Source organism: Polaromonas sp., assembly GCF_035638815.1.
GTDB lineage: Bacteria > Pseudomonadota > Gammaproteobacteria > Burkholderiales > Burkholderiaceae_C > Polaromonas.
On the sequence record NZ_DASQZG010000013.1, the window covers coordinates 92604 to 110867 of the forward strand.

At 59.9% G+C, this 18264-nt stretch carries 15 protein-coding genes and 1 riboswitch; of the genes, 13 read left to right on the top strand and 2 right to left on the bottom strand.

Going from position 1 to position 18264, the window contains the following annotated elements; all coding sequences use genetic code 11:
* Positions 1-116 precede the first annotated feature (116 nt).
* The 5 genes from pyk (at position 117) to metH (ending at position 7658) form a co-directional block, all read left to right on the top strand.
* Positions 117-1559 (top strand): pyruvate kinase, encoded by a 1443-nt coding sequence (pyk, locus tag VE934_RS08555; RefSeq protein ID WP_324886363.1) that lies wholly within the window; start codon positions 117-119, stop codon positions 1557-1559.
* A 119-nt stretch (positions 1560-1678) separates the two neighbouring features.
* Positions 1679-2575, top strand: coding sequence for an alpha/beta hydrolase (locus tag VE934_RS08560; protein WP_324886365.1), 897 nt, complete (start codon positions 1679-1681; stop codon positions 2573-2575).
* Between the two features lie 107 nt (positions 2576-2682).
* Positions 2683-3747 (top strand): class II fructose-bisphosphate aldolase, encoded by a 1065-nt coding sequence (gene fba, locus VE934_RS08565; RefSeq protein WP_324886366.1) that lies wholly within the window; start codon positions 2683-2685, stop codon positions 3745-3747.
* Positions 3748-3822: 75 nt separating this feature from the next.
* Positions 3823-4731 (top strand): phosphoribosylaminoimidazolesuccinocarboxamide synthase, encoded by a 909-nt coding sequence (locus VE934_RS08570; protein ID WP_324886368.1) that lies wholly within the window; start codon positions 3823-3825, stop codon positions 4729-4731.
* Positions 4732-4771: 40 nt separating this feature from the next.
* A riboswitch (S-adenosyl-L-homocysteine riboswitch) is annotated at positions 4772-4864 on the top strand.
* A gap of 37 nt (positions 4865-4901) precedes the next feature.
* On the top strand, positions 4902-7658 hold the full coding sequence (gene metH / locus VE934_RS08575) for a methionine synthase (protein ID WP_324886371.1): 2757 nt from the start codon (positions 4902-4904) through the stop codon (positions 7656-7658).
* Between the two features lie 18 nt (positions 7659-7676).
* Here the strand turns inward: metH and VE934_RS08580 are convergent, their stop codons facing one another.
* Positions 7677-8246: an NAD(P)H-dependent oxidoreductase gene (locus VE934_RS08580; RefSeq protein WP_324886373.1), complete on the bottom strand. Its 570-nt coding sequence runs from the start codon at positions 8244-8246 to the stop codon at positions 7677-7679.
* Between the two features lie 279 nt (positions 8247-8525).
* Between VE934_RS08580 and VE934_RS08585 the strand changes: the two genes are divergently transcribed.
* On the top strand, positions 8526-9320 hold the full coding sequence (locus VE934_RS08585; protein ID WP_324886375.1) for a glycine zipper 2TM domain-containing protein: 795 nt from the start codon (positions 8526-8528) through the stop codon (positions 9318-9320).
* A gap of 75 nt (positions 9321-9395) precedes the next feature.
* Here VE934_RS08585 and VE934_RS08590 read toward each other — a convergent pair whose 3' ends face one another.
* Entirely contained in the window at positions 9396-10934 is a 1539-nt protein-coding gene (locus tag VE934_RS08590; RefSeq protein ID WP_324886377.1) for a YifB family Mg chelatase-like AAA ATPase, read from the bottom strand.
* A gap of 198 nt (positions 10935-11132) precedes the next feature.
* Between VE934_RS08590 and VE934_RS08595 the strand changes: the two genes are divergently transcribed.
* From VE934_RS08595 to glcF, 7 genes are all read left to right on the top strand, one after another.
* Positions 11133-11897 (top strand): TorF family putative porin, encoded by a 765-nt coding sequence (locus tag VE934_RS08595; RefSeq protein ID WP_324886379.1) that lies wholly within the window; start codon positions 11133-11135, stop codon positions 11895-11897.
* Positions 11898-11934: 37 nt separating this feature from the next.
* Positions 11935-12273 carry a P-II family nitrogen regulator gene (gene glnK, locus VE934_RS08600; RefSeq protein WP_007873831.1) on the top strand — a complete coding sequence of 113 codons (339 nt, stop codon included), beginning with the start codon at positions 11935-11937 and terminating at the stop codon, positions 12271-12273.
* A gap of 26 nt (positions 12274-12299) precedes the next feature.
* A complete protein-coding gene (amt, locus tag VE934_RS08605) occupies positions 12300-13850 on the top strand; it encodes an ammonium transporter (protein WP_324886384.1) in 1551 nt (516 codons plus the stop codon).
* Between the two features lie 167 nt (positions 13851-14017).
* On the top strand, positions 14018-14881 hold the full coding sequence (locus VE934_RS08610; RefSeq protein ID WP_324886386.1) for an aldose 1-epimerase: 864 nt from the start codon (positions 14018-14020) through the stop codon (positions 14879-14881).
* A 5-nt stretch (positions 14882-14886) separates the two neighbouring features.
* Positions 14887-15801, top strand: coding sequence for an SMP-30/gluconolactonase/LRE family protein (locus VE934_RS08615; RefSeq protein ID WP_324886433.1), 915 nt, complete (start codon positions 14887-14889; stop codon positions 15799-15801).
* A gap of 104 nt (positions 15802-15905) precedes the next feature.
* The gene (glcE, locus tag VE934_RS08620; RefSeq protein ID WP_324886388.1) at positions 15906-17003 is read left to right on the top strand and encodes a glycolate oxidase subunit GlcE; all 1098 of its coding nucleotides are present in this window, start codon (positions 15906-15908) and stop codon (positions 17001-17003) included.
* Entirely contained in the window at positions 17003-18244 is a 1242-nt protein-coding gene (glcF, locus tag VE934_RS08625) for a glycolate oxidase subunit GlcF (protein WP_324886390.1), read from the top strand. The genes glcE and glcF overlap by 1 nt, the downstream gene beginning before the upstream one ends.
* Positions 18245-18264: the final 20 nt, after the last annotated feature.

Sequence of the window (18264 nt, forward strand, 5' to 3'; positions counted from 1 at the left end):
GCGCTTCCGGGTGCTGCGCTGGCAACGGTCAGTCTGCTCGGGCGCTACGCCCTGGTAACCGGGTTGTAACCTGTGCGTGTGAAAATGGGAACTTAATTACATTGGAGACCGCCCTCATGTCCCGCCTGCAACGCCGCGCTACCAAGATTGTTGCCACCCTCGGCCCCGCATCCAGTGACCCCGCCCTGCTTGAAAAAATGATCCGCGCGGGCGTTAATGTAGTCCGCCTGAACTTTAGTCACGGCACTGCGCAGGATCACATTGACCGGGCAGGTCTGGTGCGCGAGGCAGCCCAGCGGGCCGGGCGCGAAGTGGCCATCATGGCTGACCTGCAGGGCCCGAAAATCCGCGTCGGCAAATTTGCCGAAGGCAAGGTGATGCTCGAGTCTGGAGAAAAGTTTGTTCTCGATGCGTCGCGTACCGAGCTGGGTGACATCAAGGGCGTGGGGCTGGACTACAAAGAACTGCCGCGCGATGTCAAAGCTGGCGACGTTCTACTGCTCAACGACGGCCTGATTGTGCTGACCATCGATGCCGTGCGCGGTGAAGAGGTGCACACCACCGTCAAGCTTGGCGGCGAGTTGTCCAACAACAAGGGCATCAACAAAAAAGGCGGTGGTCTCACGGCTCCGGCGCTGACCGCCAAAGACATGGAGGACATCCGTACCGCCATGAGCTTTCAGGCCGACTATGTGGCGGTGAGCTTCCCGAAAAACGCCACCGACATGGAAATGGCGCGTCAGCTCTGCAACGTCGCCGCAGCGCAGTACAAACACAAGCCGGGCCTGATTGCAAAAATCGAACGCGCCGAAGCAATCCCGAATCTGGAAAGCATTTTGCGGGTGAGCGACGGCATCATGGTCGCGCGTGGCGACCTGGCTGTTGAGGTTGGCAACGCCGCGGTGCCGGCCCTGCAAAAACGCATGATCAAGATGGCGCGCGCACAGGACAAGGTTGTCATTACCGCCACCCAGATGATGGAGTCCATGATTCTCAATCCGGTGCCAACCCGCGCCGAGGTCAGCGACGTGGCCAATGCCGTGCTTGACGGCACCGACGCCGTGATGCTGAGTGCTGAAACAGCGGCGGGCAAGTACCCGCTGGAGACCATTGAAGAAATGGCCAACATCTGCCTGGAGGCCGAGAAGGCGGAGTACGCGCCGCTGGACGCTGACTTCAGCGGCAAGACCTTTGCGCGCATTGATCAGTCCATTGCCATGGGCGCGCTGTTTACGGCGCACCATCTGGGCTGCAAAGCCATCGTTGCCCTGACCGACAGCGGGTCCACCCCGTTGTGGATGAGCCGCCATGACATTCGCGTGCCGATTTATGCCCTGACACCGCGTCTGGCGACACAGCGCAAGATGGCGCTGTACCGCAATGTGCGTCCGCTGCTCATGGACACCAGCGCCGACCGCGACACCGCTCTGGAACAGGCCGAGGGCCACTTGTTGCGCCGCGAGATTGTGCAAAGTGGAGACGTTTATGCCATCACCTGCGGCGAACCCATGGGTGCGCCTGGGGGCACCAATATGCTCAAAATCTGCCGGGTTGCGTGATCAAATAGGGCTTTTTCCCAGGTACCACGGGGATTTTTCGCTATACAAAATGTAGCAATTCAGGTGCATCCCCTTCCGTTGAGCTGAATCCGGCACGGCTTGGCGGGCGTACCTCTGACATGACCCTGAAAAACTGCTTTTTACTCTGGCGTAGCTGGCTGGTCCTCGCATCGGTAGCCGCTGTCGGCACGCTGGGCGGCTGCTCGGCTGCCGGTGCGCTCAATGCCCTGGTGCCCACGGACAGCTACACCCTGCGCTCTGCGGTTCCTTATGGACCGGATCCCCGCCAACAGCTGGACGTCTATCTGCCCGTGACGCGACAACAGCCTGGCCCCGTGGTCGTGTTCTTCTATGGCGGCAGCTGGACTATGGGCGAGCGCGATACCTATCGCTTTGTGGGTGAGGCGCTGGCGTCGAAGGGCATCACCGCAGTGATTGCTGACTACCGCTTGAGCCCGCAGGTAAGGTATCCAGTCTTTTTACAGGACAGCGCACAGGCCGTGCTGTGGACGTTTGATCATCTGGCCGAGTTGGGTGCCGACCCGCGCCAGGTGTTTGTGATGGGTCATAGCGCCGGCGCATACAACGCCGCCATGCTGGCGCTGGACGCACGATGGTTGGGTGGCGTGGGTCTGAACCCCGCACAGCTGGCCGGCTGGATTGGGATGGCCGGTCCCTACGATTTCTTGCCGATCGTCAATCCTGATGTTCAGGTGGCATTTGAGTGGCCTGGTACGCCTGCCGACTCCCAGCCGCTGTTTCATGTATCACGCAAGGCCCCGCCGACGCTGCTGATGGCTGCGCGCGCCGACACCACGGTAAATCCTGTGCGCAATTCCGAAGCCCTGGCCCGCAAACTAACGGCGGCAGGCGCCCCTGCGGGGATCAGTATTTATGAAAAAGTGAGCCACGTCACCCTGGTGGCCGCCCTTGCGAGGCCTTTGCGGGGTCTGGCGCCGGTGTTGGAGCGGATTGAGCGCTTTGTCCAGAGCCCGGCCGCGGTGGCCGCCGAATAGGTCTGGGCTGGCTGCTGCTGTGCGCCCCGGCCTACGGGGACATAGGTCGCTGCCGCTAAAATGTGGGCAGTTACCAACCAGTTACCAACTTCCCCGGGGATCTATCTATGGCACTCGTTTCCATGCGCGAGCTGCTGGACCATGCGGCACTCAACGGCTACGGCATTCCAGCTTTTAACGTCAACAACCTTGAGCAGGTGCAAGCCGTCATGGAGGCCGCCAAAGAAACCGGCGCTCCCGTGATCCTGCAGGCCAGCGCCGGTGCGCGCAAATATGCAGGGGAGGCTTTTATCAAGCACCTGATCCAGGCCGCGATCGAGATGTATCCGCAAATTCCTCTGGTCATGCACCAGGATCACGGTCAGAACCCGGATGTGTGCCAGGGCGCCATCAACCTCGGTTTTTCCTCGGTGATGATGGACGGCTCCCTAGAAGGCGACGGCAAAACCATTGCCAGCTACGAGTACAACGTGGACGTCACGCGGAAAGTGGCGCAACTGGCGCATAAAGTGGGCGTCACCGTTGAAGGCGAACTAGGTTGCCTCGGTTCACTGGAAACCATGAAGGGCGACAAGGAAGATGGCCACGGCACAGACGCCACCATGACGCGCGAACAGTTGCTCACCGATCCTGAGCAAGCGGCCGACTTTGTCAGGCAAACCCAGATCGATGCCCTCGCCATTGCCATCGGCACCAGCCACGGCGCTTACAAATTCACGCGCAAGCCCACGGGCGACATTCTTGCCATTGAGCGCATCAAGGAAATCCACCGCCGCATTCCCGGGACCCATCTGGTGATGCACGGTTCTTCTTCCGTTCCGCAGGATCTGCTGGCCGTCATTCGCCAGTACGGCGGCAACATGAAAGAAACCTACGGCGTTCCTGTCGAGGAGATTCAGGAAGCCATCAAACACGGCGTGCGCAAGATCAACATTGATACCGACATCCGCCTCGCCATGACTGCCGCCGTGCGCAAGTTTCTGGCCGAAAATCCCGAAAAATTTGACGCCCGCGAATGGCTCAAGCCCGCACGCGAGGCCGCCAAGGCCATCTGCAAACAGCGTTACATCGAGTTCGGTTGTGAAGGTCAGGGTGCGAAAATCAAGGGCGACACGTTGCAGGTTGTGGCTGCGCGTTACGCCAAGGGTGAACTGGCTCAAGTCGTTCACTAGTTCCATTAGCGATAATTAAAGGCCCGCAGGCAACTCGCCGTGAGTTGCGCGGGCCTTTTGCATTCACAAGCCACCATGACCACTGCCCTGCACACCTCCGCCCTGACCTCCCTGCCACTGCTCGCGCGCGGGAAGGTTCGTGACAACTACGCCGTTGGCAAGGACCGGTTGCTTATGGTTGCGAGTGACCGGCTCAGTGCGTTCGACGTCATCATGGGCGAGCCGATCCCGGGCAAAGGCGTGCTTCTGACGCAGATGGCGCTGTTCTGGTTTGACAAGCTTGGTGCGATTTGCCCAAACCACCTAACCGGCGAGTCGCCCGAAACCGTGGTCTCTGCCGCTGAAGTTGCGCTGGTCAGAGATCGCTCCATGCTGGTCAAGCGCCTGAAGCCCTTGCCTGTCGAGGCGGTGGTGCGTGGCTACCTTGCCGGCAGCGGCTGGAAGGAATACCAGGAGAGCCAGTCTGTCTGCGGCGTGTCTTTGCCTGCTGGCCTCAAAAATGCGAGCAAATTGCCGCAGCCCATTTTTACGCCCGCGGCCAAGGCCGCAGTCGGCGAGCATGATGAAAACATCAGCTACGAACAGATGGTCAAGGTGGTGGGGCCTGAACTTGCTGAGCAGATCCGCGACATCAGCATCCGCATTTACGAAACCGCTGCGGCTTTCGCGCTGACCAAGGGGATCATCATTGCCGACACCAAGTTCGAATTCGGCCTCGACGAGCAGGGTACTTTGACGCTGATGGACGAGGTGCTGACGCCGGACTCATCGCGCTATTGGCCGGTCGAGGGTTATGAGCAGGCCTTTGCTGAAGGCAGCAACCCGCCCAGCTACGACAAACAGTTTGTTCGTGATTGGCTGGAGCAAACACAAATCAATGGCAAGCCCTGGGACAAGACACCACCTGCGCCTCAAGTGCCGCAAGACGTGATTGAAAAGACGGCGGCCAAATACCAGGAAGCCCTGACCCGGTTGACAGCCTGATGACCCCATGTCTGCTGCGATCCTTGGTTTAAAATAATCGCAACCCAAGGAGCGTTGCAGCGAAACCCATGTTTCGTCAGGCTTGGGTGACAGCAGTGCCTGCGGCCTGCCTATGCAACGGCGCTCACCTCAGGAAGCTTGTTTAAAGCTTCCTTATCCAAGGTGAGTCAATGTCCGAAGTTCACGTTCCCCCCATGAAACTGTCCGGCCTGGAGCCGGTCGCCATTGACGCAGGCAGCCTGTTTGTCAACATCGGTGAGCGCACCAATGTGACCGGCTCCAAGGCTTTTGCCCGCATGATTCTCAATGGCGAGTACGAGCAGGCTCTGGTCGTGGCGCGCCAGCAGGTTGAAAACGGTGCGCAGATCATCGACATCAACATGGACGAGGCCATGCTGGACAGCCAGGCCGCCATGGTTCGCTTCCTGAACCTGATCGCCAGCGAACCCGATATCGCGCGCGTGCCCATCATGATCGACAGCTCCAAATGGAGCGTCATTGAAGCCGGCCTGCGCTGCATTCAGGGCAAAGGCATCGTCAACTCCATTTCCATGAAAGAAGGGCTTGAGCCTTTCAAGCACCAAGCCAAGTTGCTCAAGCGGTATGGCGCAGCTGCTGTGGTCATGGCTTTTGATGAACAGGGCCAGGCCGACACCTACGAGCGAAAAATCGAAATCTGCGAGCGCGCTTACCGTGTGCTGGTGGACGAGCTGGACTTTCCGCCAGAAGACATCATCTTCGACCCCAACATTTTTGCGATCGCAACCGGGATTGAAGAGCACAACAACTACGCTGTGGATTTCATCAACGCGACGCGCTGGATCAAGGCCAACCTGCCGGGCGCCAAGGTGTCGGGCGGCGTGTCGAATGTGAGCTTTTCTTTCCGCGGCAACGACCCGGTGCGCGAAGCGATTCACACCGTGTTTCTGTACCACGCGATTCAGGCCGGCATGGACATGGGCATCGTTAACGCCGGCATGGTCGGCGTGTACGACGACCTGGAACCCACCTTGCGTGAACGGGTGGAAGACGTGGTGCTGAATCGCACGCCGGTCCACAAACCGGGTGAGCCTGAACTAACGCCAAGCGAGCGTCTGATTGAAGTCGCCGAGACGGCAAAAAGCGGCGCCAAAGACGACAGCAAGAAAAACGAATGGCGCGCCCTGCCGGTGCGCCAGCGCTTGTCGCATGCCTTGGTGCACGGCATGAACGAACACATCGTTGTGGATACGGAAGAAGTCTGGCAGTCCATCAAAGCTGAGGGCGGGCGTCCGTTGCACGTCATTGAAGGCCCGCTGATGGATGGCATGAACGTCGTCGGCGACCTGTTTGGTCAGGGCAAGATGTTTTTGCCGCAGGTGGTAAAAAGCGCCCGCGTGATGAAGCAGGCTGTTGCGCATCTGCTCCCCTATATTGAAGCCGAAAAACTGCTGCTTGAAGCCGCAGGCGGCGATGTCAAATCCAAGGGCAAGATCATCATCGCCACCGTCAAGGGCGATGTGCATGACATCGGCAAAAACATCGTCACGGTGGTTTTGCAGTGCAACAACTTTGACGTGGTCAACATGGGCGTGATGGTGCCATGCCACGAAATTCTGGCGCGTGCCAAGGTTGAAGGTGCGGACATCGTCGGCTTGTCCGGGCTGATCACGCCCAGCCTGGAAGAAATGCAGTACGTGGCGGGTGAGATGCAAAAGGACGATCACTTCCGCATCAAGAAAATCCCGTTGATGATAGGCGGCGCCACCACCTCAAGGGTTCACACAGCGGTCAAGATTTCTCCGCATTACGAAGGGCCCGTGGTCTACGTCCCCGACGCCTCACGCAGCGTCAGCGTGGCGCAAAGCCTGCTGTCTGACCAGGCGGCCAAATACATCGACGAGCTGAATACCGACTACGAAAAGGTGAGGACCCAGCACGCCAACAAGAAGCAAACGCCGATGTGGTCACTGGCCAAAGCCCGTGCAAACGCGACGCCGATGGATTGGGCGCATTACACACCGCCAGCTCCCAAGTTCATTGGCCGACGGGTGTTCAAGAATTTCGATCTGGCGGAGCTGGCGAATTACATCGACTGGGGGCCCTTCTTCCAGACCTGGGATCTCGCTGGCCCTTTTCCGGCGATTCTCAAAGACGAGGTGGTGGGCACCGAGGCTGTTCGTGTGTATGCCGATGCCCAGCGCATGCTCAAGCGTCTGGTTGAAGGCCGCTGGCTGACGGCCAGTGGCGTGGTTGGTCTTTATCCGGCCAACAGCGTGGGTGATGACATTGAAATTTATACCGATGAGACGCGCTCCCAAATTGCCATGACCTGGTACGGTCTGCGCCAGCAGTCGGAAAAAACGGCGATCGATGGTGTGATGCGCCCCAGTCGCTGTCTTGCCGATTTTGTGGCGCCCAAGGGCGCGAAAGGTTCAGCTCTTCAGGATTACATCGGACTGTTTGCCGTCACGGCGGGGCTGGGTGCCGAGAAGAAAGAAAAGTACTTCAATGATGACAACGACGACTATTCGTCCATCATGCTCAAGGCCCTTGCGGATCGGCTTGCCGAAGCTTTCGCCGAAGCCCTGCATAAAAGGGTGAGGCAGGATTTATGGGGCTATGCATCCACAGAGTCTCTCAGCACCGAAGAGATGATCGGGGAGAAATATCGGGGCATACGCCCGGCCCCGGGCTATCCGGCTTGTCCGGATCACAGCGTCAAGCAGGAGATGTTTGCGTTGCTACAGGCCGCCGACATTGGCATGGCGCTGACGAGCAGTCTGGCCATGACGCCCGCGGCGAGCGTCAGCGGGTTTTATCTCAGCCATCCCGACAGCGTTTACTTCAACGTCGGAAAGATTGGGGACGATCAGTTGCAGGATCTTGCCAAACGTCGCGGGGCAAAAGCCGAAGATTTGCAGCGTTTGCTGGCGCCCAATCTGTAAGCGCTTCAGCCGGAGCACTCAGGCAACCAAAAACGTGGCGGCTTGAGCCACGGCTTCGGTATCCGTCTTCACCGTATCGGGTGGCCCGCCTTTGCCCCAAAGCTCACCGCCATAAGTCATGGACAGGAACTGTGCGCACAGCCTGACGGAGTCGATCATGGGTTGTGCTTTGGTACGGTCGCCGCTGGTGGCGATGAGCCACAGAGTTTTGCCACCCATCTGCTCCTTGAAAGGCAGCCCAGGCACGCGCATCCACCCGCTCCAGTGGTCCAGATAGATTTTTAGTGGCGCGGGGATGCTGTACCAGTAGACGGGCGCGACAAACACGATGTCGGTCGCGGCCATGGTCGCATCAAGCAGGGTTTTCATGTCGCCGCTGGGCATGTCGTACTGGCCGGTGGTGTGACGCTGGTCTACAAACATCGGCAGCTGCATGCGGGACAAGTGGTGCCAGGTTTCTGGTGTGCCGGCGGTTAAACCCTTGGCCGCCTGCCTGGCCAGCCATTCGGTATTGCCAATATGGCCGCCATCTTCTGGAGCTTCCCGGGTGGAAGCGGTGAGGAAGAGGACTTGGCGTTGATTTTTCATGCAGCGATCCTAGCGTTTGTGGAGTTAACACGTTGCCGGGCGTGAATTGGCCACAAGCTTCGAGCCGCTTTACCCTGCCTTTACCGCGGCTTGGCACGGCTTTACGCCATGCACACCGCGTTTTACCCGGCGGTGTGTACCTTCGGGGTTTGGAAGGCGTTACAGAAGGGCAGCGTGCCTGGATGTCCCCCAGTGTGTGATCAAGCCCGGGCTCGCACGACGCAATGTTCGAAGTCCTGATGATGACCCTTCAGGAATATTTTTACAGGAAGAAAAGCCATGAACACCTCTATCGACAATCCTCAACCTGGTTTGCAGGCAGCCTCCCCCTCCAGCAAGCCCCTGTGGGCCGCGGTAGGCATTCTTGGCGTCGCGGTTCTGGCCATGGGCGCCACCATGATCTACCAGCAGCGCACCCCGGCGCCCACCACCACACTAGGTGCGACCACCCAGTCCACCATGCCCAAAGTGGCGGCCTACACACAAGGCAATGCGGCGGATGATCTCGTAGAAAAACCAGCCGCCGCCGCTCCCAAGCCTGCGCCCGCCCCTGCCAAAAAAATTGCCAAGCCAGTGCCTAAACCAGCGTCTGCGCCCAGTTATGCGCGGGCCTCTACGGCACCTGCGCCCTACTACCCGCCAGCCCCGGCCCCTGTTGTTCAGGTGTGCGCGACATGTGGATCCGTTGAGTCCGTCACGCCGATCGAGCGCTCCACCAAGCCATCGGGCGTCGGTGTCGGAACGGTGGCTGGTGGCGTTCTGGGTGCGGTACTGGGCAACCAGGTGGGCCACGGTAATGGTCGGGCCGTGGCCACGGTGATCGGTGCTGTCGGCGGTGGTTTTGCCGGCAACGCGATTGAAAAACACGTGCGCAAGGAAACGGTTTACCAGGTGGGTGTACGCATGGAAGACGGCTCACGCCGTGTCGTAGAAGTGCCTCAGGCGCCGGCGGTTGGCAGCCGCGTGACAGTTGACGGTTCTGGCATTCGGGCCAACGATGGCGTGACCTATCGTGCACCCGCCCCGCTGGCCCAGCCCGTGCATCAACAACAAACCGGATACAACGATCGCTAACAGGCTGAATCAGCTGACGCGCAGTCCTGAACGGGTCGGAAGTTTCTCTGCGCAAGTCAGTAGCAATAACAACTTTTATTGAGCCGCCTTGAGCACGCGACGGTATTGCACTGCCTCCGCCACATGGGTCAGCTGCACGGTCGACGCGCCGGCGAGGTCGGCAATGGTGCGGGCGACCTTGAGGCAGCGATGAATGCTCCGTCCCGACCACCCCAGGCGGGCAGCAGCGGTGTTGAGAAACTTTGCGCACGCCTCGTCCAGCTGGCACTGCGCATCAATGACATCACCCTGCATCGCCTGGTTTGGCATTCCTTGACGGTTGATCGCCCTCGCGCGCGCAGCCACCACTCGCTGGCGAATGCTGTCTGTGCTTTCGCCGGGCGGGGCATTGACCAGGTCGTCCGCAGCCAGGGATCCCACTTCCACATGCAGGTCAATGCGGTCCATTAGAGGCCCGCTGAGCTTGCCCTGGTAGCGCGACACCTGGTCGGGCGAGCAGCGACAGGCGCGTAGCAAGGAGCCAAGGTATCCACATGGGCAGGGGTTCATGGCGGCAATCAACTGAAAGCGCGCCGGAAACTCCGCACGCTGGGCGGCGCGTGAGATGGTGATGTTTCCCGATTCCAATGGCTCGCGCAGGGCTTCCAGGGCAGCACGTGGGAACTCGGGGAGTTCGTCCAGAAACAGCACGCCGTGGTGCGCCAAAGAGATTTCGCCCGGCCTTGGGGGGGATCCGCCGCCCACCAGTGCCACCGCGCTGGCAGTGTGATGCGGAGATCGCGTCGGTCGCACAGCCCATTGATCCAGTGAGAAACGGCCGCTTAGCGAGGCAATCGCCGCACTTTGCAGCGCCTCCTCAGGGCTCATGGCGGGCAGCAAGCCCGCGAATCGCTGGGCCAACATCGACTTGCCCGAGCCTGGCGCGCCCATCATCAAGAGGCTATGTCCGCCAGCCGCGGCAATCTCCAGGGCGCGTTTGGCCGCAGCTTGGCCTTTCACATCAGACAGATCAGGGTATGTGGCGGCGCCCGGAGCGGCGATGGCCTCCAGTTTGAGCCAGCCTTCTGTCGGTTCGGGCGGTGCGTCACCCGGCAAAAACTGCCTGACCACATCGAGCAAGTGGTGCGCCCGATAAACCTCGGCCTGCGGCACGAGCGCGGCTTCCTGGGCGCTGCCTTCGGGGAGCACCAGTTTGGGAGGGGCTTGCCCCGGTGCCTGTTCGGGCAAAGCCAGGCTCATCGCCAGAGCACCGCGGATGGCTCTAAGCTCTCCGCCCAGTGAAAGTTCCCCTGCAAATTCGTGGCCTTCCAGCTTGCGCGCGTCGAGCTGACCGCTGGCCGCCAGAATCCCCAGGGCGATGGGCAAGTCGAATCTTCCAGAATCCTTGGGCAAATCGGCCGGGGCGAGATTAACGGTGATCCGTTTGTTGCTTGGAAACTCAAGCCCCGTGTTTTGAATGGCTGAACGGACCCGCTCTCTGGCCTCCTTCACTTCGGTTTCGGCCAGCCCCACCAAAGTGAAGCTGGGTAAGCCATTGGCCAAGTGTACTTCAACGCACACCGGGTGCGCTTGCATCCCAAGCAAGGCTCGGCTCCGCACTAAAGACAGGCTCATTTGTATCTCCTACGTTGATTGCACCAAAACTGAGCGCGTGCGAGTGCACGCTTTCGGTGCTTCTTGTATTTATTTCAGTTCAAACGCGAGACTCCCTTCTCGCGACTATGAAGGAGTTAATGCCTACAAATTTTGGCACGCTCCATGCTTACGGTTCAAGTCGTCCAATTCCTCTTTTAATTCTCCATGGAGCCTTCAATGAATTCAGCCGCCAAAAAATCAATGCTGGTCATGGTACTTGCCCTGGCAGGTTCTGCCTTTGCCCAAACCGCAGCCCCTGCACCGGACTACACCCTTTCTTATAACGTGGGGGCCACCTCCGACTACCGCTATCGCGGCATATCCCAGTCTGGCAAAAAGCCCGCGCTAAACGGCGGAATCGATTACGCCCACAAAAGCGGTTTCTACTTGGGTACTTGGGCTTCGACCATCACCTGGATCAAGGATTCGACAAGTCCAAGCACAACCAAAGGCCCAATTGAAATCGACTTTTACGGCGGCTACAAGGGGTCCCTCGCCGAAGGCGTAGGTTACGACGTCGGCGGCCTCTACTACTGGTATGCCGGCAACAACATGAAGAAGACGGCTGGTTTTGTCAGTCCTAACACCTTCGAGCTCTACGGCGCCCTTACCTTTGGTGTCGTTACCGCCAAATATTCCCATGCCACGACCAACCTGTTTGGAACGGCCAACAGCAAAAACAGCGGCTACCTAGACCTCAGCGCCAATTTTGACCTGGGTTCCGGCTGGTCCATCGTGCCGCACATCGGCGCACAGAAAATCAAAAATGGCAATTCCTATACGGACTATTCTCTGGCCGTCAACAAAGACATCGACGGTTTGGTGATCAGCCTGGCAGCGGTTGGCACCAACGGGTTAGGCGCCCCCTACACCCTGCCTGGCTCGGGTACCCGTGACCTTGCCAAAGATGGCTTGGTCCTGTCCATCAAGAAAACTTTCTGAAATAACACGGCTTGAAAGCTGAGGCAAAGGAGAACAAATGAAACTCGTCACCGCCATTATCAAACCGTTCAAGCTCGATGAGGTCCGTGAGGCCCTGTCCGGCATTGGCGTGCAGGGCATCACCGTTACTGAAGTCAAGGGATTTGGTCGCCAGAAAGGGCACACCGAGTTGTACCGCGGCGCTGAGTACGTTGTCGATTTTTTGCCCAAGGTCAAAATTGAAGCCGCCGTATCCGACGACCTGGTGGACCGCGTCATCGAAGCCGTTGAGGGCGCAGCCCGCACCGGCAAGATTGGCGACGGCAAGGTCTTTGTCTACAACCTGGAGCAGGTTGTGCGTATCCGTACCGGCGAGACCGGCAAAGAAGCGCTGTAAGGCACCAACCCTAGAGAGAACAAGACATGAAAAAACTACTCGCTTCCCTTGTATTGGGATTCAGCCTGTTCAGCGGTGCCACCGCGGTCCTCGCGCAGGCTCCTGCTGCTGCGCCAGCAGCTTCTGAGGCGGCTGCACCCGCAGCTCCCGCCGTTGCCGCGCCTGCAGAAACCCCTGCCGCTGCCGCGGCTCCCGCTGCAGCAACCCCCGCCGCCCCGGCGGCCGCAGCCGCTCCGGCGCTCGTGCCCAACAAGGGCGACACCGCCTGGATGATGGTCTCTACCATGCTGGTCATTTTGATGACCATCCCAGGACTCGCCCTGTTCTATGGCGGTCTGGTCCGCAGCAAAAACATGCTGTCGGTGCTGATGCAGGTCATGGTCACCTTCTCGATGATCGTTGTGCTGTGGTTTATCTACGGGTACAGCCTGGCCTTCACGGAGGGCAACGCCTTCTTTGGAGGATTCGACCGCCTGTTCATGAAAGGTGTTTGGGACAATGCCGCGGGCACGTTTGCCAACGCAGCCACCTTCAGCAAGGGCGTCGTGATTCCCGAAATTATCTTCGCAGCCTTCCAGGCCACGTTTGCCGGCATCACTTGCGCACTGATTGTTGGCGCGTTTGCGGAGCGCATGAAGTTCTCCGCTGTGCTGATGTTCATGGTGATCTGGTTCACCTTCAGCTATGCACCGATCGCGCACATGGTCTGGTTCTGGATGGGTCCTGATGCTTATACCGCCAAGGAAGTCGCTGAGCAGATGACGTCCAAAGCTGGTTACATCTGGCAATCGGGCGCGCTTGATTTCGCTGGGGGTACCGTCGTGCACATCAATGCCGCTGTGGCGGGCCTGGTCGGCGCCTATATGGTTGGCAAGCGTATCGGTTACGGCAAGGAAGCAATGGCCCCGCACAGCCTGACACTGACCATGGTTGGTTCGGCCCTGCTGTGGGTGGGCTGGTTCGGGTTCAACGCCGGTTCTGCGCTGGAAGCCAACGGGTTTGCCGCACTGGCCTTCATCAACACCCTGGGTGCCACGGCGGCTGCGGTGCTGGCCTGGTGCGTGGGTGAAGCGCTGATGCGCGGCAAAGCCTCCATGCTGGGTGCTGCGTCGGGTGCAGTGGCTGGCCTTGTGGCCATCACGCCGGCAGCCGGCAACGTCGGCATCGGCGGCGGCCTGATCATCGGCTTGATCGCTGGTTTCGCCTGCCTCTGGGGTGTCAATGGCCTGAAGAAAATGTTGGGTGCGGACGACTCCCTCGACGTCTTCGGCGTGCACGGCATTGGCGGTATCCTCGGCGCGTTGCTGACCGGCGTGTTCAATTCACCAAGCCTGGGTGGCCCCGGTTATGTGGCCGACTGGGTCACGGTGACCATGGTTACTGCAGCGGATTACTCGATCGTCAGCCAGGTCTGGGTCCAGCTCAAAGCCGTGCTGATCACAGTCGTGTGGTCCGGCGTTGTTTCCTTCATCGCCTACAAAATTGTGGACATGACCATCGGTTTGCGCGTCAATGAAGAAGACGAGCGCGAAGGTCTGGACATCACCTCTCACGGCGAGACTGCGTACAGCCGTTAATCGGTATACACCGTGGCTGCCGCGCAGCCATGGGCAAGAGTTACAACAGCGAAAATCTCCTTTGGATGTTTGGCCCGCAAGAACCCAGGTTCTTGCGGGCCATTTTTTTTGTCAGGTAGATATCGGTTACGAAACGGCCTGTGAAAGGGTCGATGCACAATGGCAGCATGACCGATTCCATCATCCTGTCCAGTGGCAGCCTGCGCTGCGAAATCAAGCCCGGGCTGGGGGGCTGTATTGCGGGCCTGTGGCTGGGTGACACACCCGTTTTGCGCTCTACGCCGGCTGCGCAGCTGGTGACTGCGCGCCAAGCCGGCAGTTACCCCCTGGTGCCGTATTCCAACCGTATCGGCCATGCCACCTTGAAATGGCAGGGCACCAGCCACCCCCTGGTGCAGAACAACGCGCCCGAACCACATGCCATTCATGGACTGGGCTGGCAGCGCCCGTGGCAGGTGCTGGACCAGAACGAAGGCCTTTTGATGCTCGCCTGTGAGCACAGGGCAGACGCGTCCTGGCCCTTTGCCTTCGACGCCTCACAAACTTTTCGACTGAACGGCAATCAATTGGAGCTGACACTCAGCATGACCAATCAAGCCTCCACTCCGGCGCCTGCGGGACTGGGATGGCACCCTTATTTTGTCAAGCGCAGCCGCAGCCATGTCATGTTTGAAGCGACGGGGCGCTGGGAAATGAGCGACGAAAAATTGCCAACCCACCGCGAACCATCGCGCGGATTGCGGCAGGACTGCGCGTCGTTGGACGTGGATCATTGCTTCGAAGGCTGGAGTGGCGTCGTGCACCTGCGTGACGAGGCGTTGTCTACCCGGATCAGTTCCAACTTGAACCGACTGGTGGTGTTTACCAACGCAACGCGTGACTTTGTAGCGATTGAGCCGGTGAGTCATGTCAACAACGCCATCAACCTGCTGGAGGGGTCGGCCTTGCAGGCTGAGGAACTCGGCATCCGCGTGCTGGCGCCAGGCGAATCGATGAGTGCGCAGATGAGTATTCAAGTGGAGCATATTTGATGACGATGCAATGGCAAACCGTGGTTGGGCAGCCCAGTGAACTGGGCGAATCACCTTTTTGGCACCCGGATGAACAGATGCTTTACTGGGTGGATATTCCGGGCCGGAAAATCCACCGCTGCAACGTCTTTATGGGTACGGTGGAAAGCTGGGCCATGCACACCGAGCCCGGCTGTATTGCGCCAGCGCGCGGGGGCGGACTGGTGGTGGCTCTGCGCGACGGCATCTACCGTGCGCGTGACTGGGGCGGCCAAATGACCCAACTGATCGTTGCCGGATACGACACCGCGACCACGCGTTTCAACGACGGAAAGTGCGACACCCAAGGTCGCTTTTGGGCTGGCAGCATGTATGAGCCGCGCGACAAAGCCGCAGCGCAGCTCTTTTCAATGGATTGCCGTGATGGTCAGGCCCCAGCATTTGAGCTGAAGGCCGACAACGCCACCATAGCCAATGGCCTGGCCTGGTCGCCAGACAACCGCACGGTTTACTGGACCGACACCACCGCGCATGTCATACGCGCATGGGACTGGGATGCGGCGACCAACGCGATGCAACATGGCCGCGTGTTCAAACAGTTTCCACCCAAACCCCCAGGCTGGCAGCCGGGCGCGCCGGGTTACGGCGGGCGGCCCGACGGTGCCGCAGTGGATGTCGAGGGCAACTACTACGTCGCCATGTTTGAAGGCGGACGCGTGCTCAAACTTTCCCCTGATGGTGAGGTGCTGGCAGACATCGCGACGCCTGCGCTATGCCCCACCATGCCCTGCTTTGGCGGTGACGATTTAAAGACGTTGTACCTGACCACCGCCCGCCACGGCCGACCGGCTGCCGAGCTTGAAGCCATGCCGCAGTCGGGCTGCGTGTTTTCCATGCGGGTCGATGTGCCCGGTTTACCGGTCAATTTTTTCGTTGACTGACGCGGCCATGGCGTTAGGCGCCACGGCCCTGCGATAAAAAAGCGAACGGGCGCTGTTCAAAAAAATCAAACTGCCATCTCGAAGACCACCGTACCATCGGGCCCATGGATCCAGCGCTTCAACACATCATCGACCGGGTGCAGGCCGCTGCAGCCGACAGCACCCCGCTGCGCATTCGGGGTGGGGGGAGCAAGGACTTTTATGGCGAGCCTGCGGCTGGTGCGCTGCTTGAAACCGCAAGCCTGAATGGCATCACCAGCTACGAGCCAACGGAGCTGGTGGTCACGGTCAAGGCCGGCACACCGCTGGCTGAACTTGAAGCTCTACTTGCCGCCAGCGGCCAGTGCCTTCCTTTTGAGCCACCGCATTTCGCCGGAGGCGCCACGGTGGGCGGCATGGTTGCTGCCGGGCTGAGTGGGCCCGCGCGCGCCAGCGTGGGCGCGGTGCGCGACTACGTTCTCGGCGTGACCCTGCTCAACGGCAAAGGCGAGTTGCTCACGTTTGGCGGGCAGGTCATGAAAAATGTGGCGGGTTATGACGTCTCGCGTCTGTTGGTGGGGGCGCTAGGCACACTCGGCCTGATTGTGGAAGTGAGCCTGAAAGTGGTTCCGATGGCGCCGGCCGAGGCCACGCTGAAATTTGCCATGAGCCAGTCGCAGGCGTTGAAGCAACTTAACGCTTGGGGTGCACATCCTTTGCCGCTCAATGCCAGCTGCTGGGTTGACGACGCGGGTGCGGCAACCCTTTACCTGCGCTTGCGCGGTGCGGTGGCTGCTGTGGAGGCCGCCTGCAAGACCATGGGCGGCGATCGCCTGGACAACGCGGCGGTGGCCCCGGACTGGACACTTTGCCGTGACCAGAAGCTGCCCTGGTTTGTGGAGCGCGGAGATCGTGATCTGTGGCGCCTGTCAGTGCCGCAAACGGCGCCGGTGCTCGATTTGCCCGAGCAGCCGCTGGTGGAGTGGCATGGGGCGGAGCGCTGGGTCCGCGCCGCGCCGGAAGACGGACAACGTATTCGCGCCGCAGCAGGCGCAGTCGGCGGTAGCGCTACTCTTTTCATAGCATCTCCCGCCCGCGGAATAAGGGCCAATGGCCGATTTAATGCATTAAAACCGCCACTGGACCGGATTCACCGCCAACTCAAGCGCGAATTCGATCCGGCAGGCATTTTTAATCGTGGTCGTATGTACCCGGACTTCTGATGCAAACCAAGCTCGCCCCCGAATTCAAAAACACCGCTGATGGCCAGGCTGCCGAAGCGATTTTGCGCAAGTGTGTGCACTGCGGGTTTTGCACGGCCACCTGTCCCACTTACCAGCTGCTCGGCGATGAGCTCGACGGCCCGCGCGGACGCATCTACCTGATCAAGCAGGTGCTGGAAGGCGAGACGCCGACGCGCAAGACGCAGATGCATCTGGATCGTTGTCTGACCTGCCGCAATTGCGAAACCACCTGCCCGAGTGGCGTGCAATACGGCCATCTGGTGGACATAGGCCGCAAGCTGGTGGATGAGAGTGTGCCGCGGCCCGTGGGTGAAAAAGTTCTGCGCTGGGCGCTAAAGGAAGGCTTGCCTTCGCCGCTGTTTGCGCCGGCCATGAAACTGGGTCAGGCAGTGCGCGGCATGTTGCCCGCGACCCTGCAAGCCAAGGTACCGCCTCCGCAAAAAGCGGGCAGCTGGCCGGTGCGCACGCACAGCCGCAAAATGCTGATGCTCGCGGGTTGCGTGCAGCCGGCCATGATGCCTAACATCAACAGCGCCACTGCGCGCGTGCTCGATGCGGCGGGGATTGAAACCGTGGTCGCACCCAAAGCCGGCTGCTGCGGCGCCGTGAAGTTTCACCTGAACGATCAGGACGGTGGCAAAGCCGAAATGCGCCGCAACATTGATGCCTGGTGGCCGCATGTAGAGGCCGGTAAAGGCGCGGGGGTTGAGGCCATCGTCATGAATGCCTCAGGCTGTGGTGTCACCGTCAAGGAGTATGGCTACATCCTGAAAGATGATGCAGCATACGCAGTCAAGGCAGCACGCATCAGCGAGCTTACCCACGACCTGAGTGAAGTGCTGCCTGAGCTGACACCCGCTTTGAGAGGCAAGGTGAAAGGCAGTGCAGCGGCCATCGCGTTTCATCCACCCTGCACATTGCAGCACGGCCAGCAGCTACGGGGCGGGGTTGAAAAATACCTTGGCGAAATGGGCTTTCAGGTCAAGACCACCAGCAGTGAACCGCACCTGTGCTGCGGCTCTGCAGGAACGTATTCGGTACTGAATCCGGCACTGGCTTACCAATTGCGTGACCGCAAGCTCGGACACCTGGGCGATATGTCACCCGACGTGATTGTCTCGGCCAACATCGGCTGCATCACGCATTTGCAGAGTGGCACAGCCACACCCGTCAAACACTGGATAGAGGTTCTGGACGAGGCGTTGAATCAACAGGCGTGAGTGGGATGCGCGGGAATTAC

Bases quoted from the DNA above. Each gene is read 5' to 3' on its own strand.
- pyk (WP_324886363.1), top strand. From the start codon at position 117: ATGTCCCGCCTGCAACGCCGCGCTACCAAGATTGTTGCCACCCTCGGC.
- VE934_RS08560 (WP_324886365.1), top strand. From the start codon at position 1,679: ATGACCCTGAAAAACTGCTTTTTACTCTGGCGTAGCTGGCTGGTCCTC.
- fba (WP_324886366.1), top strand. From the start codon at position 2,683: ATGGCACTCGTTTCCATGCGCGAGCTGCTGGACCATGCGGCACTCAAC.
- VE934_RS08570 (WP_324886368.1), top strand. From the start codon at position 3,823: ATGACCACTGCCCTGCACACCTCCGCCCTGACCTCCCTGCCACTGCTC.
- metH (WP_324886371.1), top strand. From the start codon at position 4,902: ATGTCCGAAGTTCACGTTCCCCCCATGAAACTGTCCGGCCTGGAGCCG.
- VE934_RS08580 (WP_324886373.1), bottom strand. From the start codon at position 8,246: ATGAAAAATCAACGCCAAGTCCTCTTCCTCACCGCTTCCACCCGGGAA.
- VE934_RS08585 (WP_324886375.1), top strand. From the start codon at position 8,526: ATGAACACCTCTATCGACAATCCTCAACCTGGTTTGCAGGCAGCCTCC.
- VE934_RS08590 (WP_324886377.1), bottom strand. From the start codon at position 10,934: ATGAGCCTGTCTTTAGTGCGGAGCCGAGCCTTGCTTGGGATGCAAGCG.
- VE934_RS08595 (WP_324886379.1), top strand. From the start codon at position 11,133: ATGAATTCAGCCGCCAAAAAATCAATGCTGGTCATGGTACTTGCCCTG.
- glnK (WP_007873831.1), top strand. From the start codon at position 11,935: ATGAAACTCGTCACCGCCATTATCAAACCGTTCAAGCTCGATGAGGTC.
- amt (WP_324886384.1), top strand. From the start codon at position 12,300: ATGAAAAAACTACTCGCTTCCCTTGTATTGGGATTCAGCCTGTTCAGC.
- VE934_RS08610 (WP_324886386.1), top strand. From the start codon at position 14,018: ATGACCGATTCCATCATCCTGTCCAGTGGCAGCCTGCGCTGCGAAATC.
- VE934_RS08615 (WP_324886433.1), top strand. From the start codon at position 14,887: ATGCAATGGCAAACCGTGGTTGGGCAGCCCAGTGAACTGGGCGAATCA.
- glcE (WP_324886388.1), top strand. From the start codon at position 15,906: ATGGATCCAGCGCTTCAACACATCATCGACCGGGTGCAGGCCGCTGCA.
- glcF (WP_324886390.1), top strand. From the start codon at position 17,003: ATGCAAACCAAGCTCGCCCCCGAATTCAAAAACACCGCTGATGGCCAG.